General features: G+C 70.0%; 13 protein-coding genes. 8 read left to right on the top strand and 5 right to left on the bottom strand.

Translation table 11 applies throughout. From position 1 onward, the window contains the following. Window positions 1-33: 33 nt before the first annotated feature. The 4 genes from xdhB to guaD are packed head-to-tail and all read left to right on the top strand — an operon-like array spanning window position 34 to window position 4,759. Window positions 34-2,397 carry a xanthine dehydrogenase molybdopterin binding subunit gene (xdhB, locus tag K7W41_RS17320; RefSeq protein WP_224611274.1) on the top strand — a complete coding sequence of 788 codons (2,364 nt, stop codon included), beginning with the start codon at window positions 34-36 and terminating at the stop codon, window positions 2,395-2,397. Further along, on the top strand, window positions 2,390-2,584 hold the full coding sequence (locus K7W41_RS17315) for a hypothetical protein (protein ID WP_224611265.1): 195 nt from the start codon (window positions 2,390-2,392) through the stop codon (window positions 2,582-2,584). Before xdhB ends, K7W41_RS17315 begins: the two co-directional genes overlap by 8 nt. Beyond that, complete coding sequence (gene xdhC, locus K7W41_RS17310) at window positions 2,581-3,414, top strand: xanthine dehydrogenase accessory protein XdhC (protein ID WP_224611263.1); 834 nt, start codon at window positions 2,581-2,583, stop codon at window positions 3,412-3,414. The genes K7W41_RS17315 and xdhC overlap by 4 nt, the downstream gene beginning before the upstream one ends. A 43-nt stretch (window positions 3,415-3,457) precedes the next feature. Further along, complete coding sequence (gene guaD, locus K7W41_RS17305) at window positions 3,458-4,759, top strand: guanine deaminase (protein WP_224611246.1); 1,302 nt, start codon at window positions 3,458-3,460, stop codon at window positions 4,757-4,759. Here the strand turns inward: guaD and K7W41_RS17300 are convergent. Further along, on the bottom strand, window positions 4,756-5,103 hold the full coding sequence (locus tag K7W41_RS17300) for a hypothetical protein (RefSeq protein ID WP_224611235.1): 348 nt from the start codon (window positions 5,101-5,103) through the stop codon (window positions 4,756-4,758). The genes guaD and K7W41_RS17300 overlap by 4 nt on opposite strands. Before the next feature lie 385 nt (window positions 5,104-5,488). Here K7W41_RS17300 and K7W41_RS23735 point away from each other — a divergent pair, with 385 nt between their 5' ends. Together K7W41_RS23735 and K7W41_RS17285 are read left to right on the top strand one after the other, a co-directional pair. Further along, on the top strand, window positions 5,489-7,165 hold the full coding sequence (locus K7W41_RS23735; protein WP_318010919.1) for a tetratricopeptide repeat-containing diguanylate cyclase: 1,677 nt from the start codon (window positions 5,489-5,491) through the stop codon (window positions 7,163-7,165). A 49-nt stretch (window positions 7,166-7,214) separates the two neighbouring features. Continuing rightward, on the top strand, window positions 7,215-8,375 hold the full coding sequence (locus K7W41_RS17285) for an acyl-CoA dehydrogenase family protein (protein WP_224611234.1): 1,161 nt from the start codon (window positions 7,215-7,217) through the stop codon (window positions 8,373-8,375). Between the two features lie 156 nt (window positions 8,376-8,531). On the opposite strand, the gene K7W41_RS17280 is transcribed toward K7W41_RS17285, so the two are convergent. The 3 genes from K7W41_RS17280 to K7W41_RS17270 form a co-directional block, all read right to left on the bottom strand. Then, window positions 8,532-8,696 (bottom strand): hypothetical protein, encoded by a 165-nt coding sequence (locus K7W41_RS17280; RefSeq protein ID WP_224611233.1) that lies wholly within the window; start codon window positions 8,694-8,696, stop codon window positions 8,532-8,534. Window positions 8,697-8,748: 52 nt separating this feature from the next. After that, a complete protein-coding gene (locus tag K7W41_RS17275) occupies window positions 8,749-10,287 on the bottom strand; it encodes a GGDEF domain-containing protein (RefSeq protein ID WP_224611231.1) in 1,539 nt (512 codons plus the stop codon). Window positions 10,288-10,703: 416 nt separating this feature from the next. Then, complete coding sequence (locus K7W41_RS17270; RefSeq protein WP_396115938.1) at window positions 10,704-11,684, bottom strand: tyrosine-type recombinase/integrase; 981 nt, start codon at window positions 11,682-11,684, stop codon at window positions 10,704-10,706. A 561-nt stretch (window positions 11,685-12,245) separates the two neighbouring features. On the opposite strand from K7W41_RS17270, the gene K7W41_RS17265 reads away from it, so the two are divergent. Next, window positions 12,246-13,490 carry an MFS transporter gene (locus K7W41_RS17265; protein WP_224611218.1) on the top strand — a complete coding sequence of 415 codons (1,245 nt, stop codon included), beginning with the start codon at window positions 12,246-12,248 and terminating at the stop codon, window positions 13,488-13,490. A 469-nt stretch (window positions 13,491-13,959) separates the two neighbouring features. On the opposite strand, the gene K7W41_RS17260 is transcribed toward K7W41_RS17265, so the two are convergent. After that, a complete protein-coding gene (locus K7W41_RS17260; protein WP_224611217.1) occupies window positions 13,960-14,559 on the bottom strand; it encodes a phosphatase PAP2 family protein in 600 nt (199 codons plus the stop codon). A gap of 442 nt (window positions 14,560-15,001) precedes the next feature. Between K7W41_RS17260 and K7W41_RS17255 the strand changes: the two genes are divergently transcribed. Beyond that, window positions 15,002-18,136 carry a PAS domain-containing protein gene (locus K7W41_RS17255; RefSeq protein WP_224611215.1) on the top strand — a complete coding sequence of 1,045 codons (3,135 nt, stop codon included), beginning with the start codon at window positions 15,002-15,004 and terminating at the stop codon, window positions 18,134-18,136. The last annotated feature ends 215 nt before the right edge of the window (window positions 18,137-18,351 follow it).

Raw genomic sequence — 18,351 nt, 5'->3', positions numbered from 1 at the left:
TCGCTGCCCGCCTTACCCCACCGGAGGTCCCCCATGTCCTCTGACCCTGCCCTGCCCACCCCCCACACGTCCGGCCCCGTCGGGGCCCCCCTGCCCCACGAAAGCGCCGCCGCCCACGTCACCGGGCAGGCGCTGTACACCGATGACCTGGGCGTGCGCCTGGCCGGATTGCTGCACGCGTGGCCGGTGCAGGCGCCGCACGCCCACGCCCGGGTGGTGGCCCTGGACCCCGCCCCCGCCCTGGCCGTGCCCGGCGTGGCCCGTGTGCTCACCGCCGCCGACGTCCCCGGCGTGAACGACGCGGGCGTGAAGGGCGACGAGCCCCTGTTCCCCTCTGAAGTCATGTACCACGGCCACGCCGTCTGCTGGGTGCTGGGCGACTCTGAAGAGGCCGCCCGCCAGGGCGCGGCGGCGGTGGCGGTCACCTACGAGCCGCTGCCGTCCATCATCACCCTGGGGGAAGCCATCGCCGCCGGCTCCTTCCAGGGCGCCCAGTCCACCCTGCGCCGGGGCGACGTGGCGGTGGGGTTTGCCCAGGCGGCCCACCTCTTTGAAGGCGAATTCGAGCTGGGCGGCCAGGAGCACTTTTACCTGGAAACCCACGCGGCCCTGGCCCATGTGGACGAGGCCGGGCAGGTCTTCGTGCAGTCCAGCACCCAGCACCCCAGCGAAACCCAGGAGATCACCGCGCATGTGCTGGGGCTGCCCTCGCACGCGGTGACCGTGCAGTGCCTGCGCATGGGCGGCGGCTTTGGTGGCAAGGAGATGCAGCCCCACGGCTACGCGGCCATCGCCGCGCTGGGCGCGGCCCTCACCGGGCGCCCGGTGCGGCTGCGCCTGAACCGCACCCAGGACCTCACCCTCACCGGCAAGCGCCACCCCTTCCACGCGCGCTGGAAAGCGGGCTTTGACGACCAGGGCCGCTTCACTGCCCTGCAGGTCACCCTCACCAGCGACGGCGGGTGGAGCCTGGACCTGTCCGAGCCGGTCATGGCGCGCGCCCTGTGTCACCTCGACAACGCCTATTACATTCCCCACATTGAGGCGCACGGCCGCATTGCCCGCACGAACAAGACCTCGCAGACGGCCTTCCGGGGCTTTGGCGGCCCCCAGGGCATGCTGGTCACCGAGGACCTCCTGGGCCGCGTCGCGCCGCTGCTGGGTCTCTCGCCCCACGACCTGCGCGCGCGCAACTTCTACCAGCCCGGCCAGAGCACCCCCTACGGCCAGGCCGTGCGCCACGCCGAGCGCCTGGAGACGGTGTGGAACACGCTGCTGGGCACCAGCGACTTTCAGGGCCGGCTGGCCCAGGTCGCGGCCTTTAACGCCGCGCACCCGCACCGCAAGCGCGGGCTGGCGATCACGCCGGTCAAGTTCGGCATTTCCTTTAACTTCACCGCCTACAACCAGGCGGGCGCGCTGGTGCATGTGTACCGCGACGGCAGCGTGCTGGTTAACCACGGCGGCACCGAGATGGGCCAGGGCCTGCACACCAAGATGCTGCAGGTGGCGGCGTCGGCGCTGGGCGTGCCGTACTCAAGCGTGCGTCTGGCGCCCACCCGCACCGACAAGGTGCCCAACACCAGCGCCACCGCCGCCAGTTCCGGCGCCGACCTGAACGGCGGGGCCGTGAAAGACGCCTGCGACCAGATCCGCGCCCGGCTGGCCGAGGTGGCGGCCGGGCAGCTGGGCGTGCACCCGGACGACGTGTGCTTTGAGGCCGGGCAGGTCTTCCCCCTGGGCCACCCGGAACGCGGCCTGCCCTTCCCCGAACTGGTGTGGGCGGCCTACTTTCGCCGCACCCCCCTGTGGGCCGCCGGCTTTTACCGCACCCCGGGCCTGCACTGGGACCGCGAGGCCATGCAGGGCGAGCCGTTCAAATACTTTTCCTACGGCGCGTCCGTCTCGGAAGTGGAGGTCTGCGGCTTTACCGGGGCCTACAGTGTGCGCCGGGCCGACCTGCTGCACGACGTGGGCCAGAGCCTCTCGCCCCTGATTGACCTGGGGCAGGTGGAGGGCGGCTACCTGCAGGGCGTGGGCTGGCTGACCCTGGAAGAGCTGCGCTGGGATGAGTCGGATGGCCCGGGGCGGGGGCGGCTGCTGACCCAGTCGGCCAGCACCTACAAGCTGCCCAGCTTCAGCGAGTTGCCTGCCGAATTCAACGTCGCCCTGCTGGAAAACGCGGCGGAAAACGGCGTAATTTACGGTTCCAAGGCGGTGGGTGAACCCCCCCTGATGCTGGCAATTTCCGTGCGCGAGGCGCTGCGCGCCGCCTGCGCGGCCTTTGGCTCCCCGGACCAGCCCACCCTGCTGGCCAGCCCCGCCACCCCCGAAGCCGTGTACTGGGCCCTGACCCGCGCCCGCCAGCTCCACCCGGAGGCCCTGCCCCATGACTGAACCCCTCACCCCGGCCGACCTGCACCTGCTGCACGCTGATCTGCCGCCCGTCCTGCCCCTGCTGACCACCGAGGACCTGGACCCCGATGACCTCGCCCGCCACGAATGGGCCGAGGAAGTGCCCCTGAGCCCGCTGCGGCTGGTGCCGCTGGCCTGGACGGGCCCCGGGCAGGACCACCGCCCTTGAACTGGCGCGAGGCCCTGAACGCCCTGCACGAGCGGGGCGAGGCTGGCGTGCTGGTCACCGTGGCCGCCGCCCGGGGCCACACCCCGCGCGAGGCCGGGGCCAAGATGCTGGTGGGGGCCGGGCACACCTGGGACAGCGTGGGCGGCGGCAACCTGGAAGCTACAGCGGTGGCCCGCGCCCGCGCCTTGCTGGCGGCGGGCGAGCGCGCCCCCGAACTCCTGACCCTGCGCCTGACCGACCGCGCCCCCAACGAGCACGGCCGCCAGTGCTGCGGCGGCGAGGTCACGCTGCTGCTGGAGCCTTTCCTGACCGCGCGCCCGGCGGTGGCGGTGTTCGGGGCCGGGCATGTGGGCCTGGAACTGGCGCGCCTGCTCTCGCGCCTGCCGCTTGCCCTGCACCTCATTGACTCGCGCGCCGCCCAGCTGGCCCCGGAGCGGCTGGCCCCCCTGGACGGCGGCGCCGCGACCCTGCACGTCCACCACGCGCCCATCCCCGAAACGGTGCTGGCCGACCTGCCCCCGGGCACCCACCTGCGGCTGCTGACCCACGACCACGCCGAGGACGCCGCCCTGCTGGACGCGGCCCTGCGCCGCCCCGACTGGGGCTCGGTGGGATTGATCGGATCTTCGGCCAAGTGGGCGCGGTTTCAGGGGCAACTGGCCGCGCTGGGCCACCCCCCAGACGCCCTGGCCCGCGTGATCACACCCATCGGCCTCCCGGCCCTGATGACGGGGCCGGCCCGCAAGCACCCCGCCATGATCGCCCTGGCGGTGGCCGCCGAACTCGCGCCGCTGCTGTTTCCAGAGGGCCCTGGTGACGAGGCGCCCTGAAGCCTCGTCAAAGCCCCACCCTGTCCCCACCCCAAAGGAAGTTATGACCTCTGTTCTGTACCGCGCGACCCTCCTGCACACCCCTGAAAGTCCCTTTACCCACCCTGATGCCCTGCGCGCCCATGAAGACGGCGGCCTGCTGGTGTCGGGCGGCGTGATCCAGGCCAGCGGCGATTTCGCGGCCCTGCGCGCGGCCCACCCGGCCGCCCCCGTGACCGATCTGCGCGGCGGCCTGCTGCTGCCCGGCTTCATTGACACCCACGTTCATCTGCCCCAGGTGCGGGTGATCGGCGGACTGGGCCTGCCGCTGCTGGCGTGGCTGGAGGGGTGCGCTCTGCCCGAGGAAGCCCGGCTGGCCGACGACACCTACGCGCGCGCCGTGGCCCGGGACTTTCTGGATGGCCTGCTGGGTGCGGGCACCACCACCGCGCTGGTGTTCGGCTCGCATTTCGCCTCGGCGGTGGACCTGTTTTTCGAGGAAGCCGCCCAGGTTGGCCTGCGCGCCGTGGCCGGACAGGTGGTGAGTGACCGCCTGCTGCGCGATGAACTGCACACCACCCCCGAGCGCGCCTACGCCGAGGGCAGGGCCCTGATCGAGCGCTGGCACGGCGTGGGCCGCGCCCTGTACACGGTCACGCCCCGCTTTTCCCTCTCGGCCTCCGAGGGCATTCTGGACGCCTGCGCCGCCCTGATGACCGAGTTCCCCGATGTGCGTTTCACCAGCCACATCAACGAAAACGTGCGCGAGGTGGAGGTGGTGCGCGGCCTGTTCCCCGGCGCCCGCGATTACCTCGACACCTACGAGCGCGCCGGGCTGGTGAATGCGCGCGGCGTCCTGGCCCACAACATTCACCCCTCGGACCGCGAACTGGGCGTGCTGGCCGAACGGGGCTGCGCCGTTTCGCACTGCCCCTGCAGCAATTCGGCCCTGGGCAGCGGCTTCTTTCCCCTGCGCCGTCACCTGCAGGCGGGCGTGCCGGTGGCCCTGGGCAGCGATGTGGGCGGCGGCACCGGCTTTTCGCTCCTCAAAGAAGGCCTGCAGGCCCACTTCATGCAGAACCTGATGGGCGAGGCGGGCGCGCCCCTGACGCCCGCCCACCTGCTGTACCTCGCCACCCGGGCCGGGGCCCAGGCGCTGGGCCTGGAGGCGCAGGTGGGTTCGTTCCTGCCGGGCCAGCAGTTTGACGCCGTGCACCTTTCGCCCCTGCCCGGTACCCCCCTGGACGCCGTGTTCCGCCACGCGGCCAGCCCGGAACGCGCCCTGGCCGCCGCCTTTGCCACCGGCACCCCGGCCGATATTGCGGGCGTGTGGATCGGCGGCGGGCAGGTGCGGGCGCGGGCTTAACGGTCCGGGTCGGCCGCCCAGTCGGTGCTGAGAAAGGCGGTCAGCACCATTGCGGCGGCCCCGGCAAAGTACCGCCCCTCCCTGGGGCCCTCACCCCGCGCCGAGAGCAGGACCAGCGGCACACTCAGCAACTCGGCGCGGCCGTGCCAGGGAAAGGGTACGGTGCGGCGCAGGGCTGGGGGAAAGTCCGTCACCGCTGTCAGCGCCAGATACGCCGCCGCAAACGCCTGCGACCGGGCCCGTGCGGCCGGCGACAGGCCCAGCACCCGGGGCAGCACCAGCAGCCCCGCGCAGGCCACATAGTCAATGATTCCGTGCACGCGGGGCGTGACGGGCGGCTTCATGGCGTTACTCCGTGGGGCGCGGGCAGGGGAGAGCACGGCGGGCACTGGGTCATGGCAAGCCTCCTGGGGGCAGGATGACGGCTGGCCCAGGCCGGCGAGGTGCGCGCCGACTGAAGGTCCCTGAAGCTGGACCGCACCCCGGGCGGCGGGTTCCGTGAAGGGCGCTTCACGTCTGGGCGGCCCCTTCCGCTCTCCAGCCCCTGGACCCCGGCGCAGGCACCTTTTACAGTGGGGCCATGATCTGGAACTCAGGGGAGCTGAAGGCGAACCTGAGCGGACTCGCAGAGCTGCATCGTAGGGCAAAGACGAGAACATACGGGACTTCGGCGATGGAGAAGCATCCCTTCGCTCTTCCCAATCTGATTTGGAATCAGAGGCGTCCCGGATGACTTCCTCTGGCGGCGGCGGCGGCAGGGCTGACCCGGCCCCGCCAGAGGCCCACGCCGCGCTGCTGGCGCAACTGGTCGCGGCCGAAGCCGCCCTGGACACCGACCCAGCGCGTTCGCAGGCCCTGGCCGCCGGGGCGCTGGCGCAGGCTGAAGCCCTGGATACAGACCCGGCCCTGCTGGCCCGCGCCCTGTGCACGGCAGCGGCCCCGGCCCTCTTTCAGAACCGCTATACCGAAGCCCAGGCCCTGTACCGCCGCGCCTTGGCGCTGGAGGTCCCCGATGCGTCGCTGGTCTGCCGGGCGCTGAGCGGCCTGGGGGCCTGCGCGCTGCGCCAGGGCGACTATGCCCGCGCGCTGGAACTGTTTCTGGAAGGTCTGCGCCGCGTGTCCCCGGCCGACACCTTCGGGCGCCTGCGGCTGCTGAACAACGTGGGGCTGGTCCACACCGAACTGGGCGACCACGCCCTAGCCCTGCAGGCCCACGAACAGGTGGTGGCCCTGGCCGAGGAGCTGGGCGACGACACCCACCTCCTGACCGGCGTGAGCAACATCGTGATGGACCGCTACGCCCTGGGCGAGTACGCGCGGACCCTGGCCCTGATTGCGGCTCAGGAGGAGAGCGCCCGGCAGGCGGGGCTGCGCCACCACGCGCTGGTGTTCGCCACCTACCGCGTCCTGTGTCTGCTGCACCTGGGCCGCCTGGACGACGCCCAGGTGGCCGCCCACGCGCTGGCCCCGGCCGTCACCCAGGCCGAGGCCGCCGCCGACTGGGACACCGCCGCCCACGCCCTGACCGTGCTGGGGCAGGTGGCCCTGGCTGCCGGGCACCCCGGTGAGGCCAGGGCCCCCCTGAACGCCGCCCTGGCCCACGCCCGGCACTGGGGCCTGCGCGCCCGGGAATGTGAGGCCCTGCGCCTGCTCAGCGAGGCGCACCGCCAGCGCGAGGACTGGCGCGCCGCCTACGAAACCCTGGCCGCCCACCACGCCCTGGAGCGCGCCCTGCACGCTGAGCACCTGGACCGCCGGGCACGGGCCCTGCGCGATCAGGTGCAACTGGAGCGCCTGCGCCGTGAAGCCGAAACCCAGCGCCAGCAACTGCGCGCGCTGCTCGAAGACCACAACACCCTCCTGCAGGACCGCCACGCCCTGGTGCAGCAGGCCAGCCACGATCCGCTGACAGGCCTGCTCAACCGCGCCCAGTTTCGCGCCCGTGCCGAGGCGCTGCTGGCCCAGCCGGGGCAGGCCGAATGCGCGGTGGTGTTCCTGGACCTGGACGGCTTCAAGCCGGTCAACGACACCCACGGGCACGCGGCGGGCGACGACCTGCTGGTGCAGGTGGCCGGGCGCCTGCGCGGCGACCTGCGCGGGGCTGACCTGGTGGCCCGCCTGGGGGGCGACGAATTCGCGGTGTTCCTCACCCGCCTGCGCCACCCGGGCGACGCGCAACTGGTGGCGGCCAAGCTGTTAGACACCCTCTCGCGCCCCTACACCCTCTCCAGGACGGGCGCCACCGTCCATGTCTCGGCGTCGGTGGGTGTGGCTGTCACGCCCCAGGCGGGGCCCGACTTGGGCACGCTGCAGCGCTGCGCCGACGAGGCGATGTATGCGGCCAAGCGGCAGGGCCGGCGGCAGGTCTGCCTGTACGTGCCCGCTGAGGAGGCCCCGGCGCCGTAACGGGCTGGCGGCGCCCTTGCCCCCAGGCCTATCTGCTATTCAGTGAAGCATGTTCGATGAATTCGCGGTGCAGGACCTGCTTGGGCCCGATGAACGGCAGGTGCGCCGGAGCGTGCGCGCCTTCTGCGACGCGGAATTGCTGCCCCAGGTGGGCGCGTGGTGGGACCAGGGTGAGCTGCCCGTGCGCGACGTGATGCGCCGCTTTGGCGCCCTGGGCCTGCTGGGCCCCACCACCCCCGAGGCCTACGGCGGCGCAGGCACCTCCCACAGCGCTTACGGCGCCATGATGTACGAACTTGAGCGGGTGGACAGCGGCCTGCGGTCCGCCGCCAGCGTGCAGGGCAGCCTGGTCATGCTGCCCATCCTGAATTACGGCAGCGAGGCGCAGAAGGCGCGCTGGCTGCCGGGGCTGGCCAGCGGCGAGCTGATCGGCTGCTTTGGCCTCACGGAAAGTGACGGCGGCAGCGACCCCGGCGCCATGCGCACCCGCGCCGTGCGCGACGGCGACCAGTACGTGCTGAACGGCGCCAAGATGTGGATCACCAACAGCCCGGTGGCCGACCTCGCCCTGGTCTGGGCCCGCGACGACGAGGGCGCCGTGCGCGGCTTCCTGGTCCCCACCGAGACCCCCGGTTTCGCGGCCCCCAAGATCGAGCGCAAACAGAGCCTGCGTGCCAGCGTGACCGGCGAAATCGTGCTGACCGACTGCCGCGTGCCCGCTGACCACCTGCTGCCCGGCGCGCGGGGCCTGGGCGCGCCGCTCTCCTGCCTGAGTTCGGCCCGCTTTGGGATTGCCTGGGGGGCCATGGGCGCCCTGGAAGCAGTGCTGAGTGCGGCCCTGGACTACGTGGGCAGCCGAACCACCTTTGGCAAGCCGCTGGCCGCCCGGCAACTCGTGCAGGACAAGCTGGCCCGCATGGCCACCGACCACAGCCTGGGCCTGCTGCTGGCGTGGCGCCTGGGCACCCTGAAAGACGGCGGCACCATGAACCACGCGCAGGTCAGCTACGCCAAACGGAACAACGTGCGCGCCGCGCTGCAGGGCGCCCGGCTGGCCCGCGAACTGCTGGGCGGCAACGGCATCACCACCGAGTACCCGGTGATCCGCCACATGCTGAACCTGGAAACCGTGGACACCTACGAGGGCACCCACGACATCCATACCTTGATCATCGGCCGGCACCTCACCGGCCACAGCGCGCTGGAGTAAGGCCAGACGCTGGGCGGGGTGTGGTGCCCGAACGCCGAAGGGGTTGGCCCGGTTGCTTGGGAAGGGAACCGGCCACGAGTGGCCAGAGCCCCATGTGGGCGCCCACCAGGTCGGCGGCGCTGACCTGGGGCCCGCCCTGTGCGGCTGGTGCCGGCTTTATCCCAGGGCGTCGGTGGGGGGATCGGCGCTTATGGAGACTGGGCCCTGCAGCGGGGGCTCGGGTTCGGCGTCGGGGCCCAGGTCCGGGCTGGCCGGGGAGGTCAGGGCAGCCCGCAGCCACGCGATCTGTTCAGCATTGGCCCGGTCATGCTCGCGGTTCATAGCCGTCATCCTGACATGCTCGGGGCGTGCGGCGCGGCGCATGTGCGGCGCTTCACTGGGGCAGACCCAGCATCACGGTGTCGCGGCCCGCCGCCTTGGCCGCGTACAGGGCGGCGTCGGCGGCCTGCAGGATGTCCTTGACCGCCGCGCCGGGCCGCACCGCCGCCACCCCAAAGCTGCCGGTTACCTGCAGGCCCGGTGCCAGGGCCCGCCAGTCGAGCGTGCTCAGGGTGGTGCGCAGCCGCTCACACACCCGCCGGGCTTCTTTTGGGCCCAGGCCCGGCAGAATCAGCAGGAATTCTTCGCCGCCAAAGCGGGCGAGGCTGTCTCCCTCCCGCAGCTCGGCGCTCAGGCGCTGCGCCACCCGGGTCAGCACCTCGTCGCCCACCGCGTGGCCGAAGCGGTCATTCACACTCTTGAAATGGTCAATGTCCAGCAGGGCCACGCAACTGCTTTGCCCCTGCTGGGCCTGGGCCCACACCGCCTGCAGGCGGTTCATGGCGTGGGTGCGGTTGGGCACCCCGGTCAGGGGGTCACGCAGCGCCGCTTCGGCCAGGGCGCGGGCCCGCACCTCGGCTTCCTGCGCCTGGCGCTCAATCTGGCGCAGCTGCGCGCCCTGCTGAAAAAACGCCCGGTAGAGGGTCTGGGTGCGGCCGGTCAGCTGGCGCTGCACCTCAAACGCGTCGCGGTAGTCCCCCTGCTGCGCGCGGGCGTCGGCCACGGCCTGCCACGCCTGCACCGCCAGCAGTTCGCGCCCGGCCGTTTCAAAAAGGTGCGCGGCTTCCTCGGCGTCGAGGATCACGGCCCTCCAGTCGCCGCGCTCACCGTGCACGGCGGCGCGTTCCAGCAGCGCCCGCCCCAGTTGCAGCCCAATGCCGCCGGCCCGGGACAGCGCCACGTGTTCATCGGCCAGCGCCAGGGCCGCGCCCAGATCACCCTGCCAACGGGCGTGGGCGGTCAGGGCGTCCAGCACCTCGGGCCCCCAGCGTCCAGGCAGGTGCGCCTCCTCGCGCAGCCGCCCCAGGAAGGCGGCCGATACAGGCAACTGCGCCTCCAGACGCGCGCTCAGGGTGGCTGGCAGGGGTTCCCGCAGCGCCAGCGCCGCCCCCTTGACATAGTTGATGTGAAACGACTGTTGCAACTCGGTGCCCACCTGCTCGTCCACCACCAGCAGCCCCGCGGCGTGCTCGGAGTCCAGCAGCGCCTGCAGCCGGGCCGCCGCCGCTGCGTAGGCCCCGCGCTCCAGCTCATAGTGAGAGGCGTTGACCGCCACCAGCGCCACCCCCCGCGCGTCACCGCAGGCGCGGGCCAGGGCCTCGGCCCGCGCAAAGTGCCCGTCGGCCCCCTGGTCGTCGTAGGCGTCGGCCATCACCAGCGCCACGGTCACGTGCGCCTTGGCCTCCAGCCGGGGCTCGGCCAGCGCCCGCGCCGCTTCCAGACACTCCACGGCGTGCGTCATGGCCAGCGCCGAGTCGCCCAGGTCCAGGGCCATGTAGGCCGCGTCGCGGTGCAGGGTCATCAGCGCCGCGCCGCGCGCCTGGGTGATCTGCCGCTGCAGCGCCGCCAGGGTGGCTTGCGGGTGCTCAGGCACGTGGCCCCCCGCGGTTTGGGGCCAGGGCGGCCGGTGTCCACGCGCCGGCGCCCGTGCAAAGGGGGCTGTTCACAGCTGCCATGCTACTGCGCGCGGGTGTCTGGGGGCCGGGCAGGCCCACCGGGGGGGCTCCACCACTTGCTGCTGCGAATTCCGACCGGAGGGACGCGCAGAGCGGCGGAGCAGAGAGGGAAGAGGGCCGGATGTCCGGGCATTGGGCTGGCACAGCACCGAAGGTGGGGAACACCCAGCTCTTTTTTGGATGTTCCGGACATGGACCGCCGTCCGTATGGAGCGACCTCTCTACGAGATATGGTGAAAAACGCCGGCCATCGCGGCGGGGCAGGGCCTGGGAGCTGGCAGGCGGTGTTTCGCCACACCTTTGCCGGGCGGGCCGCTGGAGGGGGCCCCGCGGTTCACCAGCTGCTCAGGTCGTCCTTGAGGTCATCGGCGGCCAACTGGGCGTAGCCCCGGCGCGTGGTGTCCACGCTTTCATGGCCCAGATGCGCGGCCACCCGGCCGAAGTCCTTGATCTGCCGCAGCAGCCGGGTCCCCGCGTATTTGCGTCCCGGGTGAAAGCCGCGGAAGGGCACCCCCGCCGCCCCGAACGCTTTCTGGGCGTGGTAGCGCGCCGTCATCATGTGCCCGTAGCGAAACAGGTGGTCGTGCGGTGTGGTGCGGCGGCCATCGGTATGCTCAGGGCCGCCGGGCCCGTACAGGCCGCGGTAGTGCCGCGCGGCCCGCGCCAGACTGGTGCTGATCGCCACGACCCGCGCCTTGCGGCCCTTGCCGCTGCGCACCAGGAGGTGCCGGGCCTGTTCATCCAGGTCGGCCCAGCGCAGCGCCAGCGCCTCGCTGATGCGCAGGCCCGCGTGGGCGGTGAGGAACAGCAGGAATTTCACGTGAACGTCCGCGTGTTCCAGCACGTCGGCCAGTTCGTCTTCGGTGTAAGGGGGCCGCTTGATGATGCCGGGGGTGCGGTCCTTGGGCACCCGCGTGTCCCGGAAGGGGTCGGCGTCGGTAGCCCCGGCCCAGCGCAGCGCGCGGTACAGGCAACTGGCCGCCGCCACCTTCAGCTGCACGCCGGCAGGTTTGCGCCCCGCCGCCAGCAGGTGGTTGATATACCCCTGCGCGTCGTGCCGCCCTGGCCGCAGCAGGTTGATCGCCTGCCCGGCAGCGTAGTCCACAAATTGCCGCGTGCCCAGCGCATACGCCTCAACCGTGCGCGCGCTGGTCAGGACCCCGCTGCCCCCCTGGTGAGCAAGGAACGCCGTGGTCAGCGACACGAGCGCCGCGTGGTCTTTGAGCGCCGCCGCTTCGACCGCCCGGCGGCGCAGCTCATCGTCGTGCAGGTTGGTCCATTCCCGGCTCTGGGCCAGCAGGCTGTGTTGGGCCACGGCCAAGGCAGAACTACTGTGAGCCATACTGCTTATCTTACCTAATTCTACTTAGATAAGAGAAGCCACACTCTACGAGCCGAGCCGTTTTGCAGCGTAGGGATATTCGACGTCCAGCACGGACTTTTTTGCACTCTGTTTCGTTGTCCCTCTCTCTTTTGCCGTTGAAGCCCTGGGCGAAGTCTGGGGGGCCTGTTCCCCTCAAAATTTGTCAGAGGCCCCTTCCTGGCCTTCCTGTGACCTTGACTTTTTTTGTTCGTCCCAGCCGCCCTTTTTTGGCTCACCCTGGGCGATGGCGCTGGAAGCTGTCCACTCGGCTCCTCGAAACAGGTGGTGGCAGGCCGCGCGGTTCGGTGCGTTGGACGGAAATGGCCCGGGTGCTGTAAGCCACAGCCCGCAGTGTGCACTTAGCCCCCGCATTCACCATCTACCTCCTTCACTAAAAAGCCCGGTTGCGGCCGGCTCTAGGCGAAATTCAGAGCGGCTCCCTGAGGGAGGTTGACCTCATAAGACACCCTTCTTGACTGACCGGTCGGTAAGGTCATGTGCTATGCTGGTTTCATGATGCTTCCGACTCCTTCTGGGACGCCCAAAGTCAGTCCCAAGGCGACCCTCTTTTTCACCATCTTTACGGCTATGCTGGGCTTAAGCGTGTTGTTTCCAGTTATTGCCCCACTGGCGCGGCAGCTGGGGCTGTCTGAATCCCAGGCAGGGTGGTTTTCTGCCGTCTACTCGCTGATGCAGCTGGTGTTCGCGCCGTTCTGGGGCCAGCAAAGTGAGCGGTGGGGCCGCAAGCCGGTGCTTCTCCTGGGGTTGGTGGGCTTTGCGCTCAGCTTCGGTCTGTTTGGGCTGGTGGCGCAATTGGGACTCCGTGGCGTGCTGGGGGGCGGGCTGGTCTTCGCGCTGCTGCTGGCCTGCCGCCTTCTGGGCGGGCTGCTTTCCAGTGCCACCCTACCCACGGCGCAGGCCATGATGGCCGACCTGACCCCCCGTGAGGCGCGCGCCAGCGCCATGGGGCTCATCGGCGCGGCATTCGGGCTGGGCGTGGTGTTTGGCCCGGCCCTGGGCGGCCTGTTGAGCGGTGTGGGATTGGTGGCGCCTGTCTTTTTCAGTGCGGGGCTGGGGTTGCTGACGGCGGTGGTCGGCTTTTTCACCCTCCCAGAAACCCTGCGGCGCGATCAGGCTTCGCCGCAGGGCCAGACCGGACGCGCTGTTTTGCAGGCTGCTCCTGTGCGGATGCTGCTCCTGCTGGGCGCGCTGAGCACCCTCGCCAGTGTGGCGATGGAACAGACCATCGGGTTTTATGTGCAAGACACGCTGCACCTCAGCACCACCGCCACCGCGCGGACGGTGGGCAGCATGCTGGCCCTGTTCGGCATTGTGGCGGCGCTGGTGCAGGGCGGGGCCATGCGGCGCCTCGGCCGCGCCATACCGCCCGCCCACCTGCTGGCGCTGGGACTGGGCACCATGGGGGCCGGCATGGGGGCGTTGTCGCTGGCGGCCTCTGCCTGGACCATGGCGCTGGCCCTGGCGGTGATCGGCGTGGGCAGCGCCCTGCTCAGTCCCACCCTGAGCGCAGCCCTCAGTTTGAGTGTGGGTGAGCGGCAGCAAGGTGCGGTGGCGGGCTTCAATGCTTCAGCGCTGGCCCTGGGCCGCATGGCAGGGCCTCTGCTGGGCACGGCGCTGTACCAGCGCGTGGGGCACGCGGCGCCCTACTGGGTGAGTGGCAGCCTCCTGGCCGCCCTGCTGGCCTGGGTGTGGATGATCCGGCCCCAGATTCGCGCGGTGGCAGCGCCGCAGGTCTGATAAGCCAGTAAAGGTGTTGACTGAGGGCCTGCGGCGCTGCCCCACTGCGGGCCCTGATTCGTTTCAAAATAAGTCTTGATATCTTGTGATATCAAATTAGCCAATCCCAACCATTAGGCAGACGACGGACTTTCCTGCACTGGACGCCCAATCCGTAATCCCTCTTTCCTCACTCAAAGCCGCACCACAAGCGCAGGCAAAGAGGGGCTGGGACTCTACGTAAAGGCCCCAACAGGCGTGCAGGGACCAGCACCAAGACAGGGTTCTCCCCTTCAGAACACGAACCCTATTTGCTCCTCTCCTGCAGCCGAGACCCTAAGCTCCAAGAGGAACCCGCCCGGTGCGACCCACACTCCATATAGGTTGAGCCAGTGGCCTGGGCCAAAGCAAATGGAACGGCCCCTCTTCGAGCCAGCTCGCGTCACAGTACCCCGCTAACGCGGCCCAACATCTGACGCCCAGAACAGGGCTATCGAGATGAAGAGGTGGATACTGGCTGCGCTGCCTGACGCCCGCGTGGCACCCGGTCGAGATGCAGAAGCTGGGCGAGGCCGAACACCCAGGCCACGGAGAACAGCGCCCCGCCTGTCACATCGGTCGGATAATGCACACCGATATAAACCCGTGAGAGCATCATCCCCAGGACGTACAGCACCCCCAGCACCAGGGCCGGCAGGTGCCAGCGCGTCGTCCAGAGAACCAGGATCACCGAGGTGGCGAGCGCAGCGGCAAACATGGCATGTCCGCTGGGAAACGAAAAGTCTGGCTCGGGCAAGATGGGCGTCCAGAAGGCTGGCCGTGGACGGTCAAAGAGGTTCTTGAGCAGTAGGTTGATGATCGCCACCCCGCCCAGGCTCAGGGCCATGAAATACGCCAGCCGCCGCCGAACACGGTAAAGCACGGCGACCAGGAGCAGGCCCAGCGGGGCCATGCCCTTGGCACTGCCCAGGATGGAGAATGTCGCCGCCACGTGGTTCAGTGCAGTGGAACTGTGGGCATGCAGGGCCAGCATGAGGGGTTTTTCGAAGGCGAACGGCTCTTGCTCAAACACTTCCTGGGCGATCTTCACGAAGCCCAGCAGGGGGAGCAGCAGCCCCAGAAAGAGCAGCAACAACAGGTGACCGTGACGCTTCAGAAAGTTGGTCAGGTGGGCGAGCGGGGCTTGGGGGGACGACATAGGTCACACCCACCCTATGCACTGGTGACAGCTGGCAGGTAAGGACTGTGGAAACGTCAGGTGAAGATGTAGCTTGTGGCCCATGCTGCGGGCCAGAAGGCATGGTTAGTCTTTTGCTTAATCTGGGGGGTTTCGTTGGGCCACCTTCTGCTTCCCTGATGGTGCCGACGATGCGGGCTGACAACCACACAGGGCCTGAGCAGATGCGCCAGCAATGTTGCGCTACAGCCTGCTGGGGCCGGTCACTGATTTGATATCACCGTATATTAGAAACTGGGCGCAGCGGCTGGGCCTATGCCGCCCTGTGCAGGAAAGCGCCTACACTAGGAGGGTGATGCCAGAGCGGCCAGCCGCGCCTTTTCCAGTTCACCCGCTCGACATCGTGCCCCTGCCCGCGTATCTGTGCGACAGGGCAGGCGCCACGGTTTACGTGAACCCTGCCCTGTCGCGGCATGTGGGTCTGGCCGCCGACAGGCTGTGCCGGCAGGGCGTCGAAACCCTGTTTCACCCGGCGGATCGCCAGGGGCTTGGCCCGCTGGCCGCACTAGGCGTTCCTGCCGAACAGGCCGTGCGGGTCCGGTTGGCAGATGGACAGCACCACTGGCACCGGCTGCACAGCGCCCCGGCCGGGGAAAGCGGACCGCCTGGGTCGGTGGTCGTGATCCTGTCCAGGCTTCAAGAGCAGCGCGAGATAGAGCCCCAGCTTCAACATCTCCCCGCGTTGGCGCAGGGCCTCGCGCAGGCCCAGACCGTGCCCGAGGTGCTCGACACTCTCCCCCTCCTGGCCCAGATCCTGGGCGCCGACCAGATCAGCCTGGGCACGCTGCAGCCTGGTCACCTTCAGCGCGTCTGTGCGGGTCAGCCTGCGGGCCCGGCCCTCCCGCTGGAGGGGCCGCTGGCCGACGTCTTGCAGGCTGGCGCGCCACTGGTCCTGTCGAGCACCCAGGACACCCCTCTTTCCCAGGCAACTGCCCTGCTTGACCGCCCGCAGGCGGCGCCGAGCGCGCTCCTCTTGCCCCTGAGAACCGATCAGCCGCTGGGGGCCGCCGTGCTGGGTTTCGGTGGGCCACGCACACTGGGGCCTGCCGAACAGGCAGTGGCGCAAACCGGCGCGGCGCTGCTGGCCCAGGCGCTGGACCGGGCGCAGCAGCGCGCGCGTGACCGGGCCGACCGCACCCGGCTGGTGCTGGACGGTCTGCCGCAACTCGTGTGGACCTCGCAGCTGGGCAGCGGCGAGGCGCACTTTAACCGCACGTGGTGCACCTACACAGGCCAGCCGGCCCGCGCCGGGCGCGAGGTCTGGCCGCAGGTGATCCACCCGGACGACCTGCCCAGCGTGCTGGCCACGGTCACCCCCACGCCACTGGGCGCCTTTGAGCAGCAGGTGCGCCTGCGCCGACACGACGGGGCGTACCTCTGGCATCAGGTGCAGCTCACGCCCCTGCCCACGGGCGAGTGGCTGGGCAGCGCCACCAACATCCACGACCACAAGGAGGCCGAACTGGCCCTGGCCCGCAGCGAGGCGCAGCTCTCCGGGGTGCTTGACGCCCTGCCGGTGGGCGTGCTGCTCGCCGATCCATCCGGGCACCTGATCCGCGACAACGCCGCGCACCGCGAGCTGTGGGGGGTGGCCCCCGAAACCACCCGCTGGGAAGAGTACGGCGAGTGGGTGGGCTGGTGGCCCGAGACCGGTCAGCGGGTGGCGGCGCACGAGTGGGCCATGACCCGCGCGCTGCTGCGCGGCGAGACGGTGCGCGGCGAACTGATCGAATACCAGCCCTTTGGCCGCAGTGAACGGCGGTTTTTCCTGAACAACGCCGCGCCCATCTGCGGCGCAGACGGCCAGCTGTTGGGGGCGGTGGTGGCCGAACAGGACGTCACGGCCCGCATGGCCGCCGAGCGCGCGCTGCAGCAAAACGTGGAGCGCATTGGCCTGGCGCTGGCGGCCGGGGCCATTCTGGGCACATGGTTCTGGGACCTGCGCCATGACCGCTTCACTGTGGACGAGGCCTTTGCCACCAATTTCGGCCTGGATCCCGCGCTGGGTCAGGAGGGCCTCAGCCTCGAACAGGTGGTCGCCACCGTGCACCCGGATGACCGGCCAGGGCTGATGGCGGCCATTGCCGAGGCGGTGGCCCGCGGCGGGGCCTACGCCCATGAATACCGGGTGCGCCGCCGCGACGGGCGGTACTACTGGATTGAGGCCAACGGCCGGGTGGAGCACGCCGCCGACGGCACGCCCGTCTCGTTTCCGGGGGTTCTGCTGGACGTGGAAGGGCGCCGGGCGGTGCTGGCGGCCCTGCGGGAAAGCGAGGAGCGCTTCCGCGAACTGGCCGACCACATCAGCCAGTTCGCCTGGACGGCGGACGCCTCCGGGGCCATTGGCTGGTACAACAAGCGCTGGTACGACTACACCGGCACGTCGCCCGACGAGGTGCGCGACTGGGGCTGGGCCCGGGTGCACCATCCGGAGTACCGCGAGGGGGTGGTGGCCAAGTTCAGGGCCGCCATCGCCAGCGGCGAGCCGTGGGAAGACACCTTTCCCCTGCGCTCACGCAGCGGCGAGTACCGCTGGTTTCTCTCGCGGGCGGTGCCCATCCGCGACGCCCAGGGGCAGGTGATCCGCTGGTTTGGCACCAACACCGACGTGACGGCGCAGCGCGAAGCGCAGGCGCAGCTGGCCGAGCTGGCCGCCTCACTGGAAAAGCGGGTGCAGGCGCGCACGGCGGAGCTTGAACAGGCCAACGCCGAACTGCGGCGCAGCAACATGGCCCTGGAGCGCTTCGCGTACATCACCTCGCATGACCTCAAAGAGCCCATCCGCACGGTCAGCAGCTTCACGCAGTTGATTGAGCAGCGCTACGGCGCCCAGCTGGATGACCGGGGGCGGCTGTACCTGGGCATGGTGATCCGGGGCGCCGAGCGCATGAGCGCCCTGGTGGACGACCTGCTCACCTATTCCCGGCTGAGCGGCGAGAACGTGCCCCTGCAACCCGTGGACCTGGGCACCCCCCTGACCGAGGCCATGGCCCGCCTGAGCCGCCGCCTGGAAGAAACCGGCGCGCGGGTCACGGTGGGCGAGTTGCCCACGGTGCTGGGCGACGGACCGCAGCTGGCCCAGCTGTTTCAGAACCTGCTGTCCAACGCCCTGAAGTTCACCCGCCCAGGGGTGGTTCCCGACCTCAAGGTGGAGGCCATACATGAGGGCCAGAACTGGCATCTGCAGGTGTCGGACAACGGCATTGGCATTGAGGCCGAATATCTGGAACGGATTTTTGTGCTGTTTCAGCGCCTGCACCCCCGCGACCAGTACGAGGGCACCGGCCTGGGCCTGGGCATCTGCCAGAAGATCATTGAGCGCCACGGCGGGCGGCTGTGGGCCGAGAGCACGCCGGGCCAGGGCAGCACCTTTCATTTCACGCTGCCCGAAGTGCCGGCCCCCCCGCAAGGCGCCGTGGTGGCCAGCTAAGGCCAGGCAGGGATCGTGCGAGGGCCTTGCCTCTTTCCCTCGCCCTTCCACAGCCTTGCCCTCCGGCGACTGGGGGAGCAGGACAGTTTCAGCAGTCCACAGAGGAGAGCCTGACAAACACGCTGCTTTTCTCCTCCCCCTTGTGGGGCTTCCGTCAGAGAAGGGATACCGTTGGCGAAGTCAGGCCGGAATACGCCGGGTATTACTGGCCCTCA

The organism is Deinococcus multiflagellatus (assembly GCF_020166415.1).
In the GTDB taxonomy this organism is placed as follows: Bacteria; Deinococcota; Deinococci; order Deinococcales; family Deinococcaceae; genus Deinococcus; species Deinococcus multiflagellatus.
This window is presented reverse-complemented; position numbering and strand designations above follow the sequence as displayed.

Excerpts from the sequence above, each read along its gene's own strand:
- xdhB (WP_224611274.1), top strand. The coding sequence starts at position 34 with ATGTCCTCTGACCCTGCCCTGCCCACCCCCCACACGTCCGGCCCCGTC.
- K7W41_RS17315 (WP_224611265.1), top strand. The coding sequence starts at position 2,390 with ATGACTGAACCCCTCACCCCGGCCGACCTGCACCTGCTGCACGCTGAT.
- guaD (WP_224611246.1), top strand. The coding sequence starts at position 3,458 with ATGACCTCTGTTCTGTACCGCGCGACCCTCCTGCACACCCCTGAAAGT.
- K7W41_RS17300 (WP_224611235.1), bottom strand. The coding sequence starts at position 5,103 with ATGAAGCCGCCCGTCACGCCCCGCGTGCACGGAATCATTGACTATGTG.
- K7W41_RS23735 (WP_318010919.1), top strand. The coding sequence starts at position 5,489 with ATGACTTCCTCTGGCGGCGGCGGCGGCAGGGCTGACCCGGCCCCGCCA.
- K7W41_RS17285 (WP_224611234.1), top strand. The coding sequence starts at position 7,215 with ATGTTCGATGAATTCGCGGTGCAGGACCTGCTTGGGCCCGATGAACGG.
- K7W41_RS17280 (WP_224611233.1), bottom strand. The coding sequence starts at position 8,696 with ATGAACCGCGAGCATGACCGGGCCAATGCTGAACAGATCGCGTGGCTG.
- K7W41_RS17265 (WP_224611218.1), top strand. The coding sequence starts at position 12,246 with ATGATGCTTCCGACTCCTTCTGGGACGCCCAAAGTCAGTCCCAAGGCG.
- K7W41_RS17255 (WP_224611215.1), top strand. The coding sequence starts at position 15,002 with ATGCCAGAGCGGCCAGCCGCGCCTTTTCCAGTTCACCCGCTCGACATC.